At 74.0% G+C, this 21,404-nt stretch carries 14 protein-coding genes; 12 read left to right on the top strand and 2 right to left on the bottom strand.

The annotated features are described in order from the left end of the window. Positions 1–330: 330 nt before the first annotated feature. Positions 331–1,617 (bottom strand): class I SAM-dependent methyltransferase, encoded by a 1,287-nt coding sequence (locus G011_RS0118630; protein ID WP_019609808.1) that lies wholly within the window; start codon positions 1,615–1,617, stop codon positions 331–333. A gap of 263 nt (positions 1,618–1,880) precedes the next feature. Here G011_RS0118630 and groES point away from each other — a divergent pair, with 263 nt between their 5' ends. The 7 genes from groES to glpD all read left to right on the top strand — a co-directional run bounded on the left by groES (position 1,881) and on the right by glpD (position 11,223). After that, positions 1,881–2,192: a co-chaperone GroES gene (groES, locus tag G011_RS0118625; protein WP_013155030.1), complete on the top strand. Its 312-nt coding sequence runs from the start codon at positions 1,881–1,883 to the stop codon at positions 2,190–2,192. Positions 2,193–2,307: 115 nt separating this feature from the next. Next, positions 2,308–3,918 (top strand): chaperonin GroEL, encoded by a 1,611-nt coding sequence (gene groL / locus G011_RS0118620; RefSeq protein ID WP_019609807.1) that lies wholly within the window; start codon positions 2,308–2,310, stop codon positions 3,916–3,918. Positions 3,919–4,126: 208 nt separating this feature from the next. Further along, positions 4,127–4,723 carry a sigma-70 family RNA polymerase sigma factor gene (locus tag G011_RS0118615; protein ID WP_013155028.1) on the top strand — a complete coding sequence of 199 codons (597 nt, stop codon included), beginning with the start codon at positions 4,127–4,129 and terminating at the stop codon, positions 4,721–4,723. Between the two features lie 470 nt (positions 4,724–5,193). Beyond that, positions 5,194–6,690, top strand: a complete 1,497-nt coding sequence (guaB, locus tag G011_RS0118610; RefSeq protein WP_013155027.1) for an IMP dehydrogenase — start codon at positions 5,194–5,196, stop codon at positions 6,688–6,690. Between the two features lie 120 nt (positions 6,691–6,810). Further along, entirely contained in the window at positions 6,811–7,914 is a 1,104-nt protein-coding gene (locus G011_RS0118605; protein WP_019609805.1) for a GuaB3 family IMP dehydrogenase-related protein, read from the top strand. A 193-nt stretch (positions 7,915–8,107) separates the two neighbouring features. Beyond that, positions 8,108–8,977, top strand: coding sequence for a lytic transglycosylase domain-containing protein (locus G011_RS0118600; protein WP_013155025.1), 870 nt, complete (start codon positions 8,108–8,110; stop codon positions 8,975–8,977). Positions 8,978–9,501: 524 nt separating this feature from the next. Then, on the top strand, positions 9,502–11,223 hold the full coding sequence (gene glpD / locus G011_RS0118595; RefSeq protein ID WP_019609803.1) for a glycerol-3-phosphate dehydrogenase: 1,722 nt from the start codon (positions 9,502–9,504) through the stop codon (positions 11,221–11,223). Positions 11,224–11,513: 290 nt separating this feature from the next. On the opposite strand, the gene G011_RS0118590 is transcribed toward glpD, so the two are convergent. Further along, complete coding sequence (locus G011_RS0118590) at positions 11,514–12,497, bottom strand: ABC transporter substrate-binding protein (RefSeq protein WP_019609802.1); 984 nt, start codon at positions 12,495–12,497, stop codon at positions 11,514–11,516. Between the two features lie 269 nt (positions 12,498–12,766). On the opposite strand from G011_RS0118590, the gene G011_RS0118585 reads away from it, so the two are divergent. The 5 genes from G011_RS0118585 to G011_RS0118565 all read left to right on the top strand — a co-directional run bounded on the left by G011_RS0118585 (position 12,767) and on the right by G011_RS0118565 (position 21,332). Then, complete coding sequence (locus G011_RS0118585) at positions 12,767–13,798, top strand: hypothetical protein (RefSeq protein ID WP_026338430.1); 1,032 nt, start codon at positions 12,767–12,769, stop codon at positions 13,796–13,798. Between the two features lie 47 nt (positions 13,799–13,845). Then, on the top strand, positions 13,846–14,325 hold the full coding sequence (locus G011_RS0118580) for a hypothetical protein (protein WP_019609800.1): 480 nt from the start codon (positions 13,846–13,848) through the stop codon (positions 14,323–14,325). A 67-nt stretch (positions 14,326–14,392) separates the two neighbouring features. After that, the gene (locus G011_RS0118575; protein WP_019609799.1) at positions 14,393–16,006 is read left to right on the top strand and encodes a 3' terminal RNA ribose 2'-O-methyltransferase Hen1; all 1,614 of its coding nucleotides are present in this window, start codon (positions 14,393–14,395) and stop codon (positions 16,004–16,006) included. Further along, on the top strand, positions 16,003–18,597 hold the full coding sequence (locus tag G011_RS0118570) for a polynucleotide kinase-phosphatase (protein ID WP_019609798.1): 2,595 nt from the start codon (positions 16,003–16,005) through the stop codon (positions 18,595–18,597). Before G011_RS0118575 ends, G011_RS0118570 begins: the two co-directional genes overlap by 4 nt. A gap of 302 nt (positions 18,598–18,899) precedes the next feature. Beyond that, positions 18,900–21,332 carry an endonuclease/exonuclease/phosphatase family protein gene (locus G011_RS0118565; RefSeq protein ID WP_019609797.1) on the top strand — a complete coding sequence of 811 codons (2,433 nt, stop codon included), beginning with the start codon at positions 18,900–18,902 and terminating at the stop codon, positions 21,330–21,332. The last annotated feature ends 72 nt before the right edge of the window (positions 21,333–21,404 follow it).

The following is a 21,404-nucleotide window of genomic DNA, read 5'->3' as shown; positions in this document are numbered from 1 at the left end:
ACGCGTGGCGCCCCCGAATCCAGCCTAGGCCGACGCCTCCACCGCCCGCCAGCCCCCCGTCGGGCCTGTGGACACCGGCACGCGCTCCTCGCGAACGGCCCCCCACCGGCTCACCGTCGACGCCGACGGTGAGCCGGTGGCGGGAGCGCCGGTGGAGGCGGTCCCGTAGGCGCGCCGGTGGCGTGATCCGCCGGCCCGCACCGGCGGAGGCGACCCCCTGCACGCACCTGCGGCGGAACCCGTCGGTCCGCACCGGCGGAGGCGACCCCCTGCACGCACCTGCGGCGGAACCCGTCGGCTCGCACCGGCCGGTCCGCACCGGTCGGCCCGCTAACCCCGCCGCGGGTCGCCCACCTCGCGGCACAGCAGGCAGAAGGGCCGATCGCCGATCCGCGTGAGCACGACCGTCACCGACTCCGGGCCGGCGGCGCGCAGGTCCCGGCGCAGCTTCTCGGTGTCCACCGCCGAGCCCCGCTTCTTGACGGTCACCGTCCCCGCCCCGAGGCCGCGCACCGCCGAGCGCAGCCGCTTGAGCGAGAACGGCAGCACCTCCACCACCTCCAGCACCCGCCACAGCGGCGAGAGCACCGCGCTGTCCGCGGTGAAGTACGCGATCCGCTCGTCCAGCAGGGTGCCGTCCACCCGCGCCGCCGCCTCCGCCACCAGGTGCGAGCGCACCACGGCCGGGTCCGGGTCGTACAGGTAGCGCCGGGCCGCCGCCACCGGAGCCGGGCCAAGACCGGGGTCGGCGTCCAGGTGCGCCACCGCGCCCTCGCGGGCGAGCAGCCCCTCGCGCTCGTGCAGCACCGTCGCCCGGCGCCGCGGCCCGTCGGCCAGCGCGCCGAACCACAGGGCGGTCTCCTTCAGCTCGCCGTCCACCGAGATCCACTCGGCCGCCGCGTCCCCGGGCAGCACCTCGTGCGGGATGCCCGGCGCGGCCTTGAGGCAGGCCGCCTCCGCCCCCGCGGCCAGGTCCACGGCCGTGTCCCACGGCGGGGAGTAGGCCGAGGGGTCGAACACCCGGCCGCGCCCGCCCCGCCGGGCGGGGTCGCAGAACAGCAGCGGGTACCGGCCGGGCGCGGTCGCGGAGGCGTCGCCCTCGCGGACCCGGGCCAGCCCGGACAGGCCCATGGCCCCGATGTTGGCGCGGGCCACCGCGACCGTGAGGGGGTCGGCGTCCACGCCCTCGACCGGAACGCCGCGCGCGGCCAGGGCCAGCAGGTCCGCGCCGACCCCGCAGCACAGGTCGCCCGCGGTGGCGCCGTCCAGGCCCCGCCCCGACGACCCGGCCGGTCCGATCGCCCCGGCCATGCGCTCCGCGCGGTAGTCGGCCACCACGCGCCGGGTGGACTGCTCCAGCCCGTTGGGCGTGAAGAACATCCGCCGCGCGAGTTCGCCGAACTTGGCCCGCCCGCGTTCGCGCAGGGAGACCTGGGTCAGGACGGCGTTTACCAGCTCGGATACGGGTAGACCGGGGTCGAGGGCCGCCACGCGCGGATCACCGCGCAGCAGTGAGGCCGCGGCGAGCTGGTCCCCGGCGGCGGCCTTCGGGTCCACCCCCGCCAGGACCTCCCGGCCCGCGTCGGTGAGCAGGGCCTCGAAGGCGGGCAGGCGCATGGGTTCCCCCCGGGCGTCGAAGGAGCGGTGTGCGGACGCGACCGGGCCCCGCCCCGGAGGGGAGCCCCCGGGGAAGTCCCCTGACCGGGGGTCACGGTCACATTTCCATTCTGGCACTCTCGGGGGTAGAGTGCTAACCGCGACGAGGCCGGTCTGGCACCCGCGACGACAGGCCGCCGTGGTCGCCCCTTTTTCGCAGTCGGTCCGTGCACCAGTGCGGGCCGAGATCAGTACACCGAAACCTTGAAGGGGGAGGTCACACCGTGTCGACCGCCACCAAGACCGTGCTGAAGCCGCTCGAGGACCGCGTCGTGGTCCGGACGCTGGAGGCCGAGCAGACCACCGCTTCCGGTCTGGTCATCCCGGACACCGCCAAGGAGAAGCCCCAGGAGGGCGAGGTCCTGGCCGTGGGCCCGGGCCGCTGGGACGACGAGGGCGAGAACCGCATCCCGCTGGACGTGAAGGTCGGCGACGTCGTCCTGTACAGCAAGTACGGCGGCACCGAGGTCAAGTACGACGGCGAGGAGTACCTGGTGCTCTCCGCCCGCGACCTTCTCGCTGTCGTCGAGAAGTAGGTCTCCGCGGGGCCCGCTCCATCGGGCCCGGAGCCATCCGCATCCCGCACCGGTCGGCGCACAGCCGGGCGGGCGGGATGCTCTCTTTCGACCAGCCTGAAGAGGAAGCACCCACATGCCGAAGATCCTGGAGTTCGAGGACGACGCCCGTCGCGCCCTCGAGCGGGGCGTCGACCGCCTCGCCAACGCCGTCAAGGTGACGCTCGGCCCGCGCGGTCGCAACGTCGTCATCGACAAGAAGTTCGGCGCCCCCACCATCACGAACGACGGCGTGACCGTCGCCCGTGAGGTCGAGCTGGACGACCCCTACGAGAACCTGGGCGCCCAGCTGGTCAAGGAGGTCGCCACCAAGACCAACGACGCGGCCGGTGACGGCACCACCACCGCGACCGTCCTGGCCCAGGCCCTCGTCCGCGAGGGTCTGCGCAGCGTGGCCGCCGGCGCCTCCCCGATGTCCCTGAAGAAGGGCATCGACGCCGCCGCCGCCAAGGTGTCGGAGGTCCTCCTGGAGCGCGCCCGCCCCGTCGAGGAGCGCGCGGACATCGCCTACGTCGCCACCAACTCCGCCCAGGACGCCCAGATCGGCGACCTGATCGCCGAGGCGTTCGACAAGGTCGGCAAGGACGGCGTCATCACGGTGGAGGAGGCCCCGACCTTCGGTCTGGACCTGGACTTCACCGAGGGCCTCCAGTTCGACAAGGGCTACGTCTCGCCCTACTTCGTCACCGACGGCGACCGCCAGGAGGCGGTGCTGGAGGACGCGCTGATCCTGATCAACCAGGGCAAGATCAGCAGCCTCAACGACCTGCTGCCCGTGCTGGAGAAGGTCGTCCAGAGCAAGAAGCCCCTGCTCATCATCGCCGAGGACATCGACGGTGACGCCCTGGGCGCCCTGGTGCTCAACAAGATCCGCGGCACCCTCAACGTCGCCGCCGTCAAGGCGCCCGGCTTCGGCGAGCGCCGCAAGGCCATGCTCCAGGACATCGCGGTCCTCACCGGCGGCCAGGTCGTCGCCGAGGAGGTCGGCCTGACCCTGGAGAACGTGGACCTCGACGCGCTGGGCGGCGCCCGCCGCGTCACGATCACCAAGGACGCCACCACCATCGTGGACGGCGCCGGGGAGCAGTCCGAGGTCGAGGACCGCGTCCGCCAGATCCGCAAGGAGATCGAGGCGAGCGACTCCGACTGGGACCGCGAGAAGCTCCAGGAGCGCCTGGCCAAGCTCGCGGGCGGTGTCTCCGTCCTGCGCGTGGGCGCCGCCACCGAGGTGGAGCTCAAGGAGAAGAAGCACCGCCTGGAGGACGCCATCTCGGCGACCCGCGCGGCCATCGAGGAGGGTATCGTCGCCGGTGGCGGCGCCTCCCTGGTGCACGCTTCCAAGGCGCTGGACTCGGACGACCTCGGCCTGACGGGCGACGAGGCCACCGGTGTGGCGATCGTGCGCCGCGCCCTGGTCGAGCCCGCCCGGTGGATCGCGGAGAACGCGGGCGCCGAGGGCTACGTGGTCACCCACCGCGTGTCGGAGCTGGAGGTCGGCCACGGCTACAACGCCGCGACCGGCACCTACGGCGACCTGACCTCGCAGGGCATCCTCGACCCGGTCAAGGTGTCCCGCTCCGCCGTGCAGAACGCCGCCTCCATCGCGGGCATGCTGCTGACCACCGAGGTGCTGGTGGCGGACAAGCCCGAGGACGATGAGGACGACGGGCACGGCCACAGCCACTAGGCACGGCGGCCGGGGCGCGTCCGGCGGACACGGCCCGGCTGCGACGGGGGCGGAGCGGTTGCTCCGCCCCCGCGCACTATCACGCACGTCACAGGTTTCCCTCGGCGGCGCAGATGTTTTCGGGTGATTTTCCCGAAACGTGACCATTCTGTAGTTGCCGATCCGAGTGGTTCAGTCCGGCGGTGGGGGCATCATTCCTAGCGTGACGGTGACGGATGCAGGCGCCCGGGGGCAGCGGGACCACACGGGGTTGAACCATCTGGGATCGCTGGCGGTCCGGGGGGACGACGGGGCGATGGACTCGCTGCTGCGCGAGGTCCGCCCCATGGTGGTCAGGTACTGCCGTGCCCGCCTGGCCCGGGTCTCGGGGCTGGCCCACTACTCCGACGACGTGGCCCAGGAGGTGTGTATCGCCCTGCTCTCGGCGATACCGCGCTACCAGGACCGCGGCCGCCCCTTCGCGGCCTTCGTGTTCGGCATAGCGGCCCACAAGGTGGCCGACACCCTGCGCGGTGCGGGCAGGGTCGAGACGGTGCCCACCGACTCCGTGCCCGAGCGCCCCGACGAGGGGCCGGGGCCCGAGGAGTCGGCGGTGCGGGTGATCGAGGCCCAGCGGGCCCGGGAGCTTCTCGACGAGCTGCCCGAACAGCAGCGCAAACTGCTGGTCATGAGGGTCATCGCAGGACTTACGGCGGATGAGACGGGACATGTCCTTGGAATGTCGGCGGGAGCGGTACGGGTTGCCCAGCACCGAGCTATTGCTCGGCTTCGGCAGGTGGCCGTGGCGAACCGCCTCGTCCCCTGAGCACTCCGGACGCCCCCGGCCCGGACGCCGCCGGTGCCCCAACCGCCCCCGGGCGCGCGGATACTGCCGCGCCCTCGGGCCGTCGGGCTACCTCCGCCCCTAGAGCCGCCCGTTCTCCCGAGGCGCGTGCCACGGATCGGGTCATGGGGTGACCACCTCATGTGACCCTTTGCGCGGCGACCGCTACCGGGAACCGCGGCGAGGTCCGGAACGGCCCCGACCGCCGCCTTCCCCTCTCCCGGGGACGGCAGGAGCGGGGGCGGGACCCGAACCCCCTGGGGCGCAGGGGAATCCGCGTGCGCGGCGGGGACGGAGAGAGGGCCGCGCAAACCGTGAGGCTGGTCACTTTCGGCCCGGGGTGACGGGTCAAACACCCTGTTCCACCGGAGGCGCACGGGACCACGACCTAGGATGAGACGACACGCGAGGGCGAGACCGCGCAGGTGTGCCGGGAAAGCGGAGGTTGTGTCATGGGCCAGAGCCAGGAGTACAGCGACTACGGGGACAAACTCCTTCCCCCCGGACTGACCTACGACGACGTCCTTCTGGTCCCGGCCTACTCCGATCTCCAGCCGGGCGAGGTCGACACCACCACCCGCCTGTCCCGCAACCTCACGCTGCGGATCCCGCTGCTGTCCGCGGCGATGGACACCGTCACCGAGGCCCGCATGGCCGTGGCGATGGCCCGCCAGGGCGGCGCGGGCGTCCTGCACCGCAACCTCTCCGTCGAGGACCAGGCCAGCCAGGTCGACCTGGTCAAGCGCTCCGAGGCGGGCATGGTCACCGACCCGGTCACCTGTCAGCCCGAGGACACCCTCGCCGAGGTCGAGCGCCTGTGCGCCCACTACCGGATCTCCGGCGTGCCCGTCACCGACGGCGCCGGGATCCTGGTCGGCATCGTGACCAACCGGGACATGCGCTTCGAGAGCGACCGGGGCCGCCTGGTCCGCGACGTGATGACCACGGAGAACCTGGTCACCGCTCCCGTGGGCGTCAGCCGGGAGCAGGCCTTCGACCTGCTGCGCAGGCACAAGGTCGAGAAGCTGCCGCTGGTCGACGGCCAGAACCGCCTGCGCGGCCTGATCACCGTCAAGGACTTCATCAAGAGCGAGCAGTACCCCGACGCCACCAAGGACGCCGACGGCCGCCTCGTCGTCGGCGGCGCCGTTGGCGTGGGCGCCGAGGCCGAGGAGCGCGCCAAGCGGCTCGTGGAGGCCGGCGTCGACTTCATCGTCGTGGACACCGCCCACGGCCACTCCTCGGGGCTCGCGGACATGATCGCCAAGCTCAAGGCCAACTCGCGCGCCGACATCGTCGCGGGCAACGTCGCCACCCGCGCCGGGGCGCAGCTGCTCATCGACGCCGGGGCCGACGCCGTCAAGGTCGGTGTGGGCCCGGGCTCCATCTGCACCACGCGGGTCGTGGCCGGTGTGGGCGCCCCGCAGCTCACCGCCATCCTGGAGGCCGCCAAGGCGTGCGGCCCGGCGGGCGTCCCGCTCATCGCCGACGGCGGACTCCAGTACTCCGGTGAGATCGCCAAGGCCATCGCGGCCGGGGCCAGCACCGTGATGCTCGGCAGCCTGCTCGCGGGCGTGGAGGAGAGCCCCGGCGAGCTGATCTTCATCAACGGCAAGCAGTTCAAGGCCTACCGGGGCATGGGCTCGCTCGGCGCCATGCGCGGCCGCTCCTTCTCCAAGGACCGCTACGCGCAGGCCGACGTGGCCAGCGAGGACAAGCTGGTCCCCGAGGGCATCGAGGGCCAGGTGCCCTTCCGCGGCCCGCTCCAGGCGGTCGCCCACCAGCTCGTCGGTGGTCTGCACCAGTCCATGTGGTACGCCGGGACCCGCACGCTGGACGAGCTGCGCGAGCGCGGTCAGCTGATGCGCATCACCAGCGCCGGTCTGCGCGAGAGCCACCCGCACGACATCAAGATGACGGTCGAGGCGCCCAACTACAACGCCCGCTGACGCGGCGGCCGGGCGGCCCGGCGCCGCCCCCCTCCGGGGTCGATAGACTCACGGCGGCAGGAAACGCGCCGGTAGACCGTCCGGCGAGGCACGTCAGAGGGGATCGAAACGTTGGCTCAGGTGGAGATCGGGCTGGGCAAGAACGGACGCCGGGCCTACGAGCTCGACGAGATCGGGATCGTGCCTGCCCGGCGGACGCGGGACCCGGAGGAGGTGTCCATCGCCTGGCAGATCGACGCCTACCGGTTCGAGACCCCGCTCGTGGTCAGCCCCATGGACAGCGTGTCCTCGCCCCGGACCGTCGTGGCCGTGGGCGAGCAGGGCGGCCTCGGCGTGCTCGACCTCGAAGGGCTCTGGACCCGCTACGAGGACCCGGATCCGCTGCTCCAGGAGATCCGTGAGCTCGACGACGTCGCCGCCACCCGACGGCTCCAGGAGATCTACGCGGCGCCGATCCAGGAGGAGCTGATCGGTCGCCGGATCGAGGAGATCCGCGACGCGGGCCTGGTCACCGCGGCCCGGCTGTCGCCGCAGCGCACCGCCCAGTACCACAAGGCGGTCGTCGACGCGGGCGTGGACATCTTCGTGATCCGCGGCACCACGGTGTCGGCGGAGCACGTGTCCGGCCGCGCCGAGCCGCTCAACCTCAAGCAGTTCATCCACGAGCTGGACGTGCCGGTCGTGGTCGGCGGCTGCGCCACCTACACGGCGGCGCTGCACCTGATGCGCACCGGCGCCGCGGGCGTGCTGGTCGGCTTCGGCGGCGGCTCGGGCCACACCACCCGCTCCGTGCTGGGCGTGGCCGTGCCGATGGCCAGCGCCATCGGCGACGTGGCCGCGGCCCGCCGCGACTACCTGGACGAGTCCGGCGGCCGGTACGTGCACGTCATCGCCGACGGCGGCATGACCGGCAGCGGCGACATCGCCAAGGCCCTGGCCTGCGGCGCCGACGCCGTCATGGTGGGCTCCCCGCTCGCGCGCGCCACCGAGGCGCCCGGCGGCGGCTACCACTGGGGCAGCGAGGCGCACCACAGCGAGCTGCCGCGCGGCGAGCGCCTCCACGTCGGCACGATCGGCGACCTGAAGTCGATCCTGCACGGCCCGGCCTCCACCAGCGACGGTTCCATGAACCTCATGGGTGCTCTTCGTCGCACGATGGCCACCTCCGGCTACACCGACCTCAAGGAGTTCCAGCGGGTCGAGGTCGTGGTCAACCCGCACTAGAGGGGTGTGTTCGCCCAGGACACGGACCTGAAAGGGCCGCGCCGGCCCCAGCCGGCGCAGCCCTTCGCGTGTGCGGCCCCGCCGCGCGGCGGCTCCCCGTGCCCGAGGGCGCCGGGCACGAGGGGCCGCCGGTCGCGTACTTTGGTTCCGGCGTGATGTGGAATTGACGTTTCCTTGACGATGTGGAGAGCCCATGGGTGAACGACGCACGTCCGGGGCCGAGGGGCGCCGGAGTCGTGGCCCGCTGGTCGCCGTCTGCGTGACGCTGACGGTGTGCCTGCTGCTGACCGGTGGAGTGGTCGTCCTGGTCAACCGGATCTCCGACGCGTTCAACGAGTGGTCGCCGCCCAGTGCCTCGGGCGTCGAGCCGCCGGCGGGCACGATCCAGACCCCGCCCCACGACGAGCTCACCGGCCCGCCGGAGCCCGCGGACGTGGCCCCGGAGGAGGGCGACCCCGCCCCCGAGGAGGCGGGCGCCGACGAGCGCCAGACCCCCGCCGTCGAGGAGCGCCCCAGCGCCGAGTGGCTCGACCAGGTGTCGGAGGCGACCGGGATCCCGCGCCGGGCCCTGGAGGGGTACGCGGGCGCGCAGCTGGTGGTCGCCCGGGACCAGCCCTCGTGCCAGCTGTCCTGGCCCACCCTGGCCGGGATCGGCTACATCGAGTCGCACCACGGCACCTACGCCGGGGGGGAGATCGGCGACGACGGCAACACGACCGTCGACATCATCGGCATCCCGCTGGACGGCACCAACCGGACCAGGGCCATCCCGGACACCGACGGCGGCCGGTACGACGGCGACACCGAGTGGGACCGGGCGATCGGCCCGATGCAGTTCATCCCGCACACCTGGGAGCGCTGGGGCGACTCCCCGTCCGGTGGGGACCCCGACCCGCACAACATCGACGACGCCGCGCTCGCCGCGGCCCGGTACCTGTGCGCGGAGGGCCGCGACCTGACCGTCGCGGCCGACTGGGAGGCGGCGATCCTGGAGTACAACCGCTCCGACGAGTACGTCGCCGACGTCCTGGCCTACGCGCACGCCTACGCCGACGCGGCCTGACCCGGCCGCCTGACCAGACGGCCTGACCCGGTGCTCCGACCCGGCGGTCGGTCCTCGCGGGCGGGCCGTCTCCGGCCCGCCGCGGGGCGCCGCGCGCCCTGCCCGCCGACAGCCGCCGCCCCGGTCCGGCCGGGTCCGACGCCCCCGGCGCGCTGACGGTCACCGCCGGATCGCTCCTGCTGGTCCCCGGCATCTCCCAGGGCCAGAGCGTCCGCTGGGCCTTTCGGCAGAGCATCGGGGACGTCCTGCTCGGCGTCACCGCCGGGACCGGGGCCGCCGGACTGGGCGCAGCTGCCCTGGTCGGAGGGCTGGTCACCGCGGCCGCCGCCCTCCCCGCCCCGGCCCTGCCGAGGAGGCGAAACGCTTCCTGCCCCCGGCCCGCCCCGTCCGAACTCCCCGTGACACGCCGGTGCCGGACACCCGGTGTGATCATCGACCCCGGTTAGCCTGGGGCCCTCTCGGATGGACACGGGCCCGGGGCGGGTATGCGCCTGGGAGGAGACCCATCGAGACGGAGGAGACGGATGACTACCACCTGGCTGGGACCGAAGGGGCGCGCCGAGACGCTCGCGTCGATGGCCGACGAGGAACTCGACGTCCTCGTGGTCGGGGGAGGCATCGTCGGGGCGGGCATCGCCCTGGACGCGGTCTCGCGCGGACTGTCCACGGCGCTGGTCGAGGCGCGCGACTTCGCGTCGGGCACCTCCAGCCGGTCCAGCAAGCTCATCCACGGCGGCCTGCGCTACCTGGAGCAGTTCGACTTCGAGCTCGTCCGCGAGGCGCTCCACGAACGCGGCCTGCTCCTCACCACCATCGCCCCGCACCTGGTCCGCCCGGTGCCGTTCCTGTTCCCGTTCGCCCACCACTGGGAGCGCGCCTACATCGGCGCGGGCGTCACCCTCTACGACGCCCTCGCCATGAGCTCGCGCAACAACCGCGGACTTCCCACGCACCGCCACCTGACCAGGTCCGGGGCGCTGCGGGTCTTCCCCGCGCTCAAGCGCAGCGCCCTCGCCGGGGCCATCCAGTACTGGGACTGCCAGGTGGACGACGCCCGCCTGGTCATCAGCGTGCTGCGCACCGCCGCCGGCCTGGGGGCCAAGATCGCCTCCCGCGCCCAGGCGGTCGGGTTCCTGCGCGAGGGCGAGCACGTCGTCGGCGCCACCGTCGCCGACCTGGAGGGCGGCGGCGAGCGGCGCGTCCGGGCCCGCCAGGTGGTCAACGCCGCCGGGGTGTGGACCGACGACATCCAGGAGATGGTCGGCGGCCGGGGCCAGATCCACGTCAGCGCGTCCAAGGGCATCCACCTCGTGGTGCCGCGCGACCGCATCCAGGCCTCCTCCGGGATGATCCTGAGGACCGAGAAGAGCGTCCTGTTCGTCATCCCGTGGGGCCGCCACTGGATCATCGGCACCACCGACACCGCGTGGGACCTGGACAAGGAGAACCCCGCGGCGAGCCGGGCCGACATCGACTACGTCCTCGACCACGTCAACCAGGTCCTGCGCACGCCCCTGGGCCGGGACGACGTCGAGGGCGTGTACGCGGGGCTGCGCCCGCTGCTGACGGGGGAGTCGGAGGAGACCTCCAAGCTCTCCCGCGAACACACGGTGGCCCACCCCGTGCCCGGCCTGGTCCTCATCGCCGGGGGCAAGTACACGACCTACCGCGTGATGGCCAAGGACGCGGTGGACGCGGTCGCGCACGGCCTGGGCAACGGGATCCCGGCCTCGGTCACCGACCGGCTGCCCCTGGTGGGCGCGGACGGCTACTGGGCGCTGTACAACCAGCGCCACCGGCTGGCCCGGAACTCGGGGCTGCACGTCTCCCGCGTCACCCACCTGCTGCGCCGCTACGGCGCCTCGGTCCACGACCTGCTCGACCTGATCCGGGAGCGCCCCGACCTCGGCCGACCGCTCGCGCACGCCGAGGACTACCTGCGCGCCGAGATCGTCTACGCGGCCGAGGCCGAGGGGGCCCGCCACCTGGAGGACGTCCTGTCCCGGCGCACCCGGATCTCCTTCGAGACCTGGGACCGGGGCATCGCCGCCGCCGAGGAGGCGGCCGAGCTGCTCGCCGGTCCGCTGGAGTGGAGCGAGGAGCAGGTCGGGCGGGAGGTCGAGTACTACCGCAAGGGGATCGAGGCCGAGCGCGCGGCGCAGGAGCAGGACACCGACCAGGAGGCGGACGCGATCCAGCACGGCGCCCCGGAGATCGTCCCGGAGGCCAACATCACGCGGCCCTGAGCGCGTGGCGCGGGCGGCTTACCCGGGGGAGCGCCGCCGGGGACCGCCCGCGTTCGAGGCGCCGTGGCGCGGCGGCTCCCCGCGCCGCCCGACGACCCGCCCGGGCCTGTGCGGTCGGTGCGGAGCCGCCCCACCGCCGGGGGCGCCGGGGTGTGCGCCTGGTTGTCGGGGAGCCGCCGGACCGCCGGGGGCGCCGGGGTGCGCGTCCGGTCGTCGGGGAGGCGTCGCACGGTCGGGCCCCCGGTGGTCCCGCCTCCGCGGGCGGGACCACCGGGGGCCGCCCGCAGCCCTCAGGAGAGCTGTCCGACGACCGGCTCCAGTTCGCCCCTGAGCCACTCCAGCCCGATGGGCGCGGGGGAGTTCAGCGCGTTGGCGAAGGCCAGGTCGGCGTAGTACACGGTCGAGTCCCCGACCGCGGGCAGCTCCTGGAAGAGGGGGTCCTCGGCCAGCCTGTCGCGGTCCTCCCCGGTCGGGGCCCACACCATGAGCACGTCGGCGTCGAGTTCCCCGGTGCGCTCCAGCGGCAGCGGATCGCCCGTCTGGGTGTTGTCCTGGTTGTCGGCGGGCCGCAGCCCGAACAGTTCGAGCACCGAGCCGTTGCCGAAGGCGTACTGCCCCGGGTCGGCGCGCACCCACTGGTAGGTCCTGGAACCGATGTCGGGCACCTGCTCGCCGACCTCTGCGAACGCCGCGCTGATGCCGGTGATCAGCTCCTCCGCCTCCTCCTCCCTGCGCAGCGCCTGGGCGGTGGTGCGCAGGCGCTCGTCCCAGTCCACGTTGAGGGCCTCGGAGTCCGGGGCGACCGTCGGCGCGATGGCGTTGAGCCGCTCGAACGTGGTCGCGTCCGGAACCTGGTAGGTCTCGGCCAGGATCAGGTCTGGCGCCACCGAGGCGATGGCTTCGAGGTTGGGCCCGCCGTCGGCCGAGACCAGGCCGGGGTCGGCGATCCCGGCCAGCTCCTCGGCCAGCCAGGGGGTGGCGGCCTCCAGGGTCTCGGGGTCGGCGGCGACGGCGACCGGCGTCACCCCCAGGGAGATGGCCTCGTCCGCCGCGGCGAAGCCCAGGGCCAGGACCCGGCTCGGGCTCTCCTCGACCGTGACCCCGCCGTGCCGGGTCTGGACGGTCACAGGGTAGCCGTCGGCGCCGGGGGAGGACCGCTGGTCGGCCTCCCCGGCCCCGGTTCCGCATCCGGTCACGGCGACGGCCAGCGCGATCGCCGCGGCGGCCAGGCGCCTCCCGCGGCCGACCGCCGCGCGCTCTCGTGCAATCCTCACGTACTCACACCTCTCACTCGCCGCGAAGCGCTGCTCCGCGCCGCACGGCGGGCACGGGGGAGCCGTACGGGCCCCGCGCCAGCGCGCGGTTAAGGGAAGGCTTACCTTATTCTCTGCTTGCGGGAGGGTGCCACACCGCCCTCCCCGAAGCGGCGTCCGGACGCGGGACGGGGACGCCGTCGGGGACCGGCGACGCGCGTTCGCGAGCAGGTCCGGCGCCCAGTCGCCCCGTGGGCCCGAGGGTCCGGGGGCCCGCTACGCTCGGTCGCATGTGGCGATTCGTACGCAAACCAGCCAGGGTGCCGCGTCGGGGCGCCGACATCGGGGCGCACCTGGTACCGGAGGCCTTCGGAGTCGACCCGGTCCTGAGGACCGCGTGCGAGGCCGTCCGCGAGGGCGACCTCGAAGCCGGCACCCCCCTGCTCGTGGAGAGCCGGGAGGACCCCGAGACCCGCGTGCTGCGGGTCGAGGCGCTGGCCAGGGCCGCCGCCGACCTGCCCGAGGAGATCGTCGGACTCATGGCGGCCGGTGCCGACGGGGCCGACACCATGCTCTGGCTGGGCCACACGCTGCTGGCCCGCGCCCTGGTCCGGCCCTCCGGCGGGACCCGGGCCGACGAGAAGGCCGCCTCCGCCGCCCTGCACGAGGCGAGGGAGGCACTGGAGGCCGCCGCGCGGCTGCGCCCCGACGACGCGGCGCCCTGGGCCGGGCTCCAGACCGCCGCGATGGGCCTGGGCGCGGACCGGGAGGAGAAGGACCGGATCTGGCGTGAGATCACCGCCCGCGCGCCCCACCTGTTCCCCGCCCACACGGTCCGCACGCGCACCCTGTCGGCCGCCCGGGGCGGCAGCACCGAGGAGATGTTCGCGTTCGCGGGAGCCGCCGCCGACACCGCGCCCGCGGGCAGCCCCCTGCCGTCCGTGCTCGCCCTCGCCCACGCCGAGCACGTGCGCACGGAGCAGAAACGCCTCCTCGCCGAGGGCAGCGCCCCCTACATCGTGGACATGGCCCTGGGCCGCCTGCACGGGGGGTCGGTCCAGGAGCTGTTCGAGCTCGCGCGGACGTGGGCCGCCGAGGCGGTGCCGCACCCGCGCGACGCCCAGGCCCACCACCTGTTCGGATGGGCCTTCCACCGGGCCGGGATGGCGCAGGCGGCGCACTGGCACCTGACCGCGGTGGGAACCGTGCGGTGCGACGTGCCCTGGTCCTTCTTCGGCCCCGCCCACACCGAACTGATCCGCGCGATGGCCGAACTCGGGGTCGATCCGGGCCGGGAGACCCAGGGGCCGGCGGCGACCTGAGTACCGCTACTCAGGTGCGGGCGACACGCAGCGGGCAGTCTGGGGACATGAACCACCGCTCTCCCGCCCCCGCCTCCACCCCCGCCCCCGTCTCGCGCACGGTCCTGCTCGCCGTGGCCGCGGCCCTCGCCGCCGTGGCCCTGGCCCACCTGGTCGGGTGGGGCGTCGCCCACGCCATGGACGCGGCCCACACGGCGCCCGACGCCAACATCGGCGCCGGGATGGCCCTGCTGCTCCTGCCCTTCCCCCTCGCCCCGGTCATGGCCTGGCCGCCGGCCCGGGCCCTCCGCCTGCCCCGCCCCGGGATCACGGCGCTGATCTGCGCCCCCGTGTACCTGCTGCTGGCCGTCGGGGTGTGGACCGTGTGGCCCGGCGCGGCCGACCGGGTGCCGCAGACCTCGTTCCTGCACCCCGTGCTCGAATCCACGTGGAGCCTGGTCGCCGCCAACGCGCTCATCCTCGCGGTCACGCTGGTCGCCGCGGCGCTGGTCGTCCGCGGCCGGTCCGCCCGCGCCGTCCGATCCTGAGGGCGCACGTGCCCCGGCGCCCGAAAAGCCCTCGCCAGGGCTGCGGGGGCTCGGCCACAATGCACGGGTGCTACTGACGATCACGACCACGGCGAGCCCGGCGACGGACCTCGGTTTCCTGCTGCACAAGCACCCCGACAGGGCGCAGAGCTTCGAGCAGTCCTTCGGTACCGCCCACGTCTTCTACCCCGAGGCCACCGAGCAGCGCTGCACCGCCGCGCTGATGCTCGACGTCGACGCGCAGGCGCTGCTGCGCACGCGCACGTCGGTGAGCACGCCCGACTTCGCACTGGCCCAGTACGTCAACGACCGCCCCTACGCGACGTCGTCGCTGTTCACGGTGGCGCTGGGGCGGGTCATGCGCTCCGCGCTGCGGGGGGACTGCAGGCAGCGCCCAGAGCTGGCGCGCACGCCGATCCCGCTGGAGCTGCGCATGCCCGCGGTGCCCTGCCGGGGCGGCGCCGAGCGCGTGCGGTCGCTGTTCGAGCCCCTGGGGTGGGCGGTGGAGGCCGAACCGGTACCGCTCGACCCCGGGCTGCCCGGATGGGGCGACTCCCACTACCTGTCGCTCACCCTCACCGGCACCGTCCGGCTGTCCGAGGCGCTCAGCCACCTGTACGTGCTGCTGCCGGTCCTGGACGGCAACAAGCACTACTGGGTGGACCGCAGCGAGGTGGACAAGCTGCTGCGGGCCGGTGGGCTCGCCGCCGGTGACGCCGGGATCGCTGCGACCACCGGTGATGTCGGTGACGCCGGGACCGGTGCCGCTGGTGAGCCCGCTGAGACCACCGTGAGCAACGGGCCCTCCGTGAGCGCCGAGAGCGACGGGCCCGTCGAGACCGGCTGGCTCGCCGGGCACCCCGAACGCTCCTGGATCGTCCGCCGCTACCTCAACCGCCGCGACGGCTACGTGCGGACCGCGCTGGCCCGCCTGGCCGAGGCCGACGACCTGACCGAGGACGGGGAGGGCGACGACCCCGGGGTCGAGGAGGCCTCCGCGACGCCGTCCCCGGAGGAGCGCGCCCCCAGCCTGGCCGAACAGCGGGCCGGGGCGGTCATGGCGGTGCTGGCCGCCGAGAACGCCACCAGCGTCATCGACCTGGGCTGCGGCGCCGGACAGCTGCTCACCCGCCTGGTGCGCGACCGCTCCCTGGAGCGCGTCACCGGCGTGGACGTCAGCGTCGTCAGCCTCGAACGCGCCCACCGCAGGGTGTGCAGGGGCTGCGACCCGGGCGGGCGCGACCGCCACCGGCCCCTGTTCTCCGACACCGTCGCGGCCCGCGACCGCGGGGACGCGGGCCGCGGGCCGGAACTGCTCGTCGGCTCGGTCGTCTACCGCGACAAGCGGTTCGAGGGCTACGACGCCGCCGTCCTCATGGAGGTGGTCGAACACATCGACCCCTCGCGCCTGCCCGCGATGGAGGAGAGCGTGTTCGGCTCCGCCCGGCCCCGCGTCGTCGTGGTCACCACGCCCAACGCCGAGTACAACACCTACTACGAGGGGCTGGAGGAGGGAGCCCTCCGGCACAGCGACCACCGCTTCGAGTGGACGCGCGCCGAGTTCACCCTGTGGGCGGACGGGGTCGCCGACAAGCACGGCTACCGCGTCCGCTACCTGCCGGTCGGGCCCGAACACCCCGACACCGGCGCACCGACCCAGATGGGAGTCTTCGTCCGATGAGTACGACCGAGGGGGACGGGGCCGTCGAGCCGCGCGTGCTCGGCGTGCCCGAGATGGGGCTCGTCGTGCTGGTCGGGGTCTCCGGTTCCGGCAAGTCCACCTTCGCCGCCCGGCACTTCGCGCCCACACAGGTGATCAGCTCCGACTACTGCCGCGGCCTGGTCAGCGACGACGAGAACGACCAGGCCGCCACCGCCGACGCGTTCTCGCTCCTGCACACCGTCGTGGACATCCGGCTGCGCCGGGGCCTGCTCGCCGTGGTCGACGCCACCAACGTGCAGAGCAGGGCCCGCCAGGAACTCGTGCGCATCGCCAAGGACAACAACGTGCTGTCCACGGCCATCGTGCTCGACGTCCCCGAGGCCCTGGCCCGGGAGCGCAACCGGGACCGGCCCGACCGCGACTTCGGCGACCACGTCATCCGCCGCCAGCGGCGCGACCTGCGCCAGAGCCTGCGGCACCTGCGCCGGGAGGGCTTTCGCAAGGTGCACGTGCTCCAGGGGCCCGGGGAGATCGACGCCGCCGTCATCGAACTGGAGCGCGCCTGGCCCGACCGCAGGGAGCTCACCGGCCCCTTCGACATCGTCGGCGACGTGCACGGCTGCCGCGAGGAACTGGAGGAGCTGCTGGGCGCGCTCGGCTACGAGCTGGCCCGCGATGACCTCGGGCGCCCGGTCGGCGCCCGCCACCCGCTGGGGCGCACGGCGGTGTTCGTCGGCGACCTCGTGGACCGGGGCCCCGACAGCCCCGGCGTCCTGCGCCTGGTCATGGGCATGGTCGCCGACGGCGACGCCCTCTGCGTGCCCGGCAACCACGAGAACAAGCTGGTCCGGGTGCTCAAGGGCGGCAAGGCCCGGCTCACGCACGGCCTCGCCGAGACCATGGAACAGCTGGGACGCGAGAGCGAGGAGTTCCGGAGGCGCGTGCTGGACTTCTGCGACGGGCTGGTCAGCCACCTCGTCCTGGACGGGGGCGCGCTGGTCGTCGCGCACGCCGGGCTCAAGGAGGAGTACCACGGGCGGGCCTCCGGCCGTGTGCGCTCCTTCGCCCTGTACGGCCAGACCACCGGCGAGACCGACGAGTACGGGCTCCCGGTGCGGCTGCCGTGGGCGCGCGAGTACCGCGGCCGGGCCGCCGTGGTCTACGGGCACACGCCCATGGTCAAGGCCGAGTGGGTCAACAACACCCTCTGCCTGGACACCGGCTGCGTGTTCGGCGGCAGGCTCACCGCGCTGCGCTACCCCGAGCGCGAGATCGTCGACGTGCCGGCGCACCGCACCTGGTACGAGCCCGCCCGGCCGCTGACGGACACAGCGGACGGGGAGCCCGCCACGCGCCCCGACGCCGCCGTGGACGTCACCGACATCGGCGTCGGCGACACCCGCACGGGCATGTTCGTGGAGACCGAGCACGGCCTGGTGCGCGCCGACGGAGGCAGCACCCTGGCCGCGCTGGAGGTCATGAGCAGGTTCGCGGTGGACCCGCGCTGGCTGCTCTACCTCCCGCCGACCATGGCGCCCGCGCCGACCTCGGCCGAGCCCGGGCTGCTGGAGCACCCGAACGAGGCCTTCGCCTCCTTCCGGGGCTCGGGGATCGGCGAGGTCGTGTGCGAGGAGAAGCACATGGGGTCACGGGCCGTGGCCGTGCTGTGCCGGGACGCCGACGCCGCCGAACGCCGGTTCGTGCCCGGGGAGCTGGGCACCGTGTACACCCGGACCGGACGGCCCTTCTTCTCCGACCCGGCCCTCCAGGCGCGGGTCGTGGACCAGCTGCGGCAGGCGGTCACCGACGCCGGGCTCTGGGACCGGCTGGGCACCGACTGGGTCGCCCTGGACGGGGAGATGCTGCCGTGGTCGGCCAAGGCCCGGACGCTGATCCGCGAACAGTACGCGTCGGTGGGCGCCGCCGCCCGCGCGGCCCTGCCCGCCGCCGGGATCGCGCTCGCCGCCGCGGCCGGGCGCGGTGTGCCCGTGGACGGGCTGATCGAGGGGGTCGCGCGCCGGACGGAGCAGGTGGAGGAGTTCAGCCGGGTCTACCGGCGCTACTCCTGGGACACCGACGGCACCGCCGGGCTCCGGTACGCGCCGTTCATGGTGCTGGCCTCCGAGGGGCGCGAGTACGGGGACGCCGACCACCTGTGGCACATGGCGGTCGCCGAACGGCTCGCCGAGGCCAGCGGGCTGGTCCACCCCACCCGCTACCGGGTCGTGGACACCACCGACCCGGGCGCGTGCGCCTCTGCCGCCGACTGGTGGACCGACATGGTCTCCACCGGCGGCGAGGGGATGGTGGTCAAACCCCTCCTGGGCGCCCGGGCCACGGGCCGCAAGGGCCTGGCGCAGCCAGGGCTGAAGGTGCGCGGGCCCGAGTACCTGCGCATCATCTACGGGCCCGACTACACCGACCCCGAGCGGATGGCGGTCCTGAAGGACCGCAACGTGGGCCGCAAGAGCGGGCTGGCCATGCGCGAGCACAAGCTGGGCCTGGAGGCGCTGGCCCGCCACGCCCGACACGAACCGCTGTGGCGCGTGCACGAGCCGGTGTTCGCGGTGCTGGCCCTGGAGTCGGTCCCGGTCGACCCCCGGCTGTAGCGGGCAGGGCGGCGGTCGCGCGGCGCTGACGTCGCGCGACCGCCGCCCTGGTGCTCCGGTGCTCCGGTGCTCCGTGTGTTCGACGTCCGTGCGGTCGCGCGCGTGCGGGGCCCACCGGCGGCGGACCGGCCCTCCGGACCGGCCCTTGGGAGGATCCCACGAGGCACGGGCGCCGCCGGGCCGGTCCGATCCCACCAACGGCGTTCCGATTCGCCTCCTTTTCACGCCCTCTCTTTCGGTCGGACATCCGCAGGGGCCATGATGTGCACGCCCGTCAACCCCCACTCCCCTCCGGAGAAGATGTGTCCCCCAACCGACCCGGACGCCTGGTCGCGTCCACGTCCGCCGCGGCGGCGGTGCTCCTGGGCCTCGGGCTCACGTCCGCGCCGTCCGCCCTCGCCGACACCGCCACCCCGGTGGTCAGCGAGGTCTACGGCGGAGGCGGCAACAGCGGCGCGGACCTGCGCCACGACTTCGTCGAACTGGGCAACCCCACCGGCGAGGCGTTCTCCCTCGACGGCTGGAGCGTGCAGTACCTGCCCGCCAACCCCAGGCCCGCCACCCAGGTGCAGGTCACGGCACTGAACGGCGAGATCGGCGCGGACGGGCACTACCTCGTGCGCCAGGCGGCGGGCGCCGGGGGCAGCACCGACCTCCCCGCCCCCGACGCCACCGGCGGCACCAACATGTCCGCCACCTCCGGCACGGTCCTGCTCGTGCGGGGCACCGACCCCGTCACCTGCCGGACCGCCGCGGAGTGCACCGCGGACGCGTCCGTCGCCGACCTCGTCGGCTACGGGGACGCCGTCGTCCACGAGGGCGCGCCCGCGCCCCGGCTGGGCAACACCACCTCCGCCTCGCGTGACGACGCCCTCACCGACACCGGCGACAACGCGGCGGACTTCACGGCCGCGGCCCCCTCGCCCACCAACACCGCGGGCCAGACACCCGGCGGGGGCGGCACCGACCCCGAGGAGCCCGTCGAGCCCGGCGACCTGCGCGTCCACGACGTCCAGGGCACCACCCGCACCTCCCCCTACACCGGACAGCAGGTCACGGGCCTGCCAGGCGTGGTCACGGCGGTCAACCCCTTCGGCGGCGCGCGGGGGTTCTGGTTCCAGGACACCGAGGGCGACGGCGACCCGCGCACCAGCGAGGGGCTGTTCGTCTTCACCGGGTCCACCACCCCGGACGTGGCCGTCGGCGACGAGGTCCTGGCCGCCGGACGGGTCAGCGAGTACAGTCCCGCCTCCGGTGCGCAGACCATCACCCAGCTCGACCAGGCCCGCTGGACCGTCCTGTCCTCGGGCAACGCCGTGCCCGACCCGGTCCTGCTCGACGAGGACGCCGTCCCCGGGGCGTACGCGCCCGAACCCGGCGGCGACGTCTCCGCGCTCGACCTGGAACCCGCGGAGTACGCCCTGGACTTCTGGGCCGCGCACGAGCACATGCTCGTCCGCGTGGAGGACGCGCCCGTCGTCGGCGCCACCGACGACTACGCCGCGCTCTGGGTGACCACCAAGCCCGGACAGAACCCCACCGTCAACGGCGGCACCCGCTACGGCTCCTACGACGACCCCAACTCCGGACGGATCAAGGTCGAGTCGCTGCTGGACCGCGACCAGCACCCCTTCCCCGAGGCCAACGTGGGCGACACCCTCGCCGGAGTCACCGAGGGACCCCTCTACTACAGCCGGTTCGGCGGCTACCTCATCCGCGCCACCACCCTGGGCGAGCACGCGCGGGGCGACCTGGAGCGCACCGCCGTCCGCGACGCGCGGCGCCACGAGGTCAGCGTCGCCACCTACAACGTCGAGAACCTCGGCGGGCGCGACGACCAGGCCAGGTACGACGCGCTGGCGGCCGGGATCGTCGAGTCCCTGAACTCGCCCGACATCATCGGCCTGGAGGAGATCCAGGACAACACCGGCCCGACCGACGACGGCGTCGTGGACGCCGACGTCACCCTGGACCGGCTGGTGGAGGCCGTGGAGGCGCACGGCGGCCCCGCCTACGAGTGGCGGCAGATCAGCCCCGAGGACAAGCAGGACGGCGGCCAGCCCGGCGGCAACATCCGCAACGCGTTCCTGTTCGACCCCGAGCGCGTGCAGTTCGTCGACCGCGAGGGCGGCGACGCGACCACCGCCGTGGAGGTCGTGGAGGGTGAGCGCGGCGCCGAGCTGTCGGTGTCCCCGGGTCGGATCAGCCCGCGGGACGGGGCCTGGGACTCCAGCCGCAAGCCGCTGGTCGGCCACTTCCGCGCCCTGAACCGGGACGTCTACGTGGTCACCAACCACTTCAACTCCAAGGGCGGGGACGAGTCCCTGCACGGCGTCCACCAGCCGCCGCGGCGCACAAGCGAGGCCCAGCGCCACGCCCAGGCCGGGCTCGTGCGCGACTTCGCCGAGGAGCTGCTGGCCGTGGACCCCGAGGCCAACCTGGTGGTCATGGGCGACCTGAACGACTTCCAGTTCTCCCGGACCCTGGAGATCCTGACCGCCGACGGGCCGCTGCACAACCCGATGACGGACCTGCCCGTGGAGGAGCGCTACAACTACGTCTTCGACGGCAACTCCCAGGCGCTGGACCACATCCTGGTCAACCAGGCGCTCGCGGGCCGGGTCGAGTACGGCATCGCGCGGATCAACTCCGAGTTCTCCGACCAGGTCAGCGACCACGACCCCCAGGTGCTGTGGCTGGACACCCGCCGCGGCACCCCGCCCGGGCGCCCCTGATCCCGCCCGGCTCCCGGCGCGACCTCCGCGCCGGGAGCCGGGTCCCCCGTGCCGCGAAGGCGACCGTCCCCC

This window comes from Nocardiopsis sp. CNS-639 (assembly GCF_000381685.1).
Taxonomy (GTDB): Bacteria; Actinomycetota; Actinomycetes; order Streptosporangiales; family Streptosporangiaceae; genus Nocardiopsis; species Nocardiopsis dassonvillei.
The sequence above is the reverse complement of the archived record's forward strand: the minus strand, read 5'-3'. Positions and strand labels throughout refer to the sequence as shown.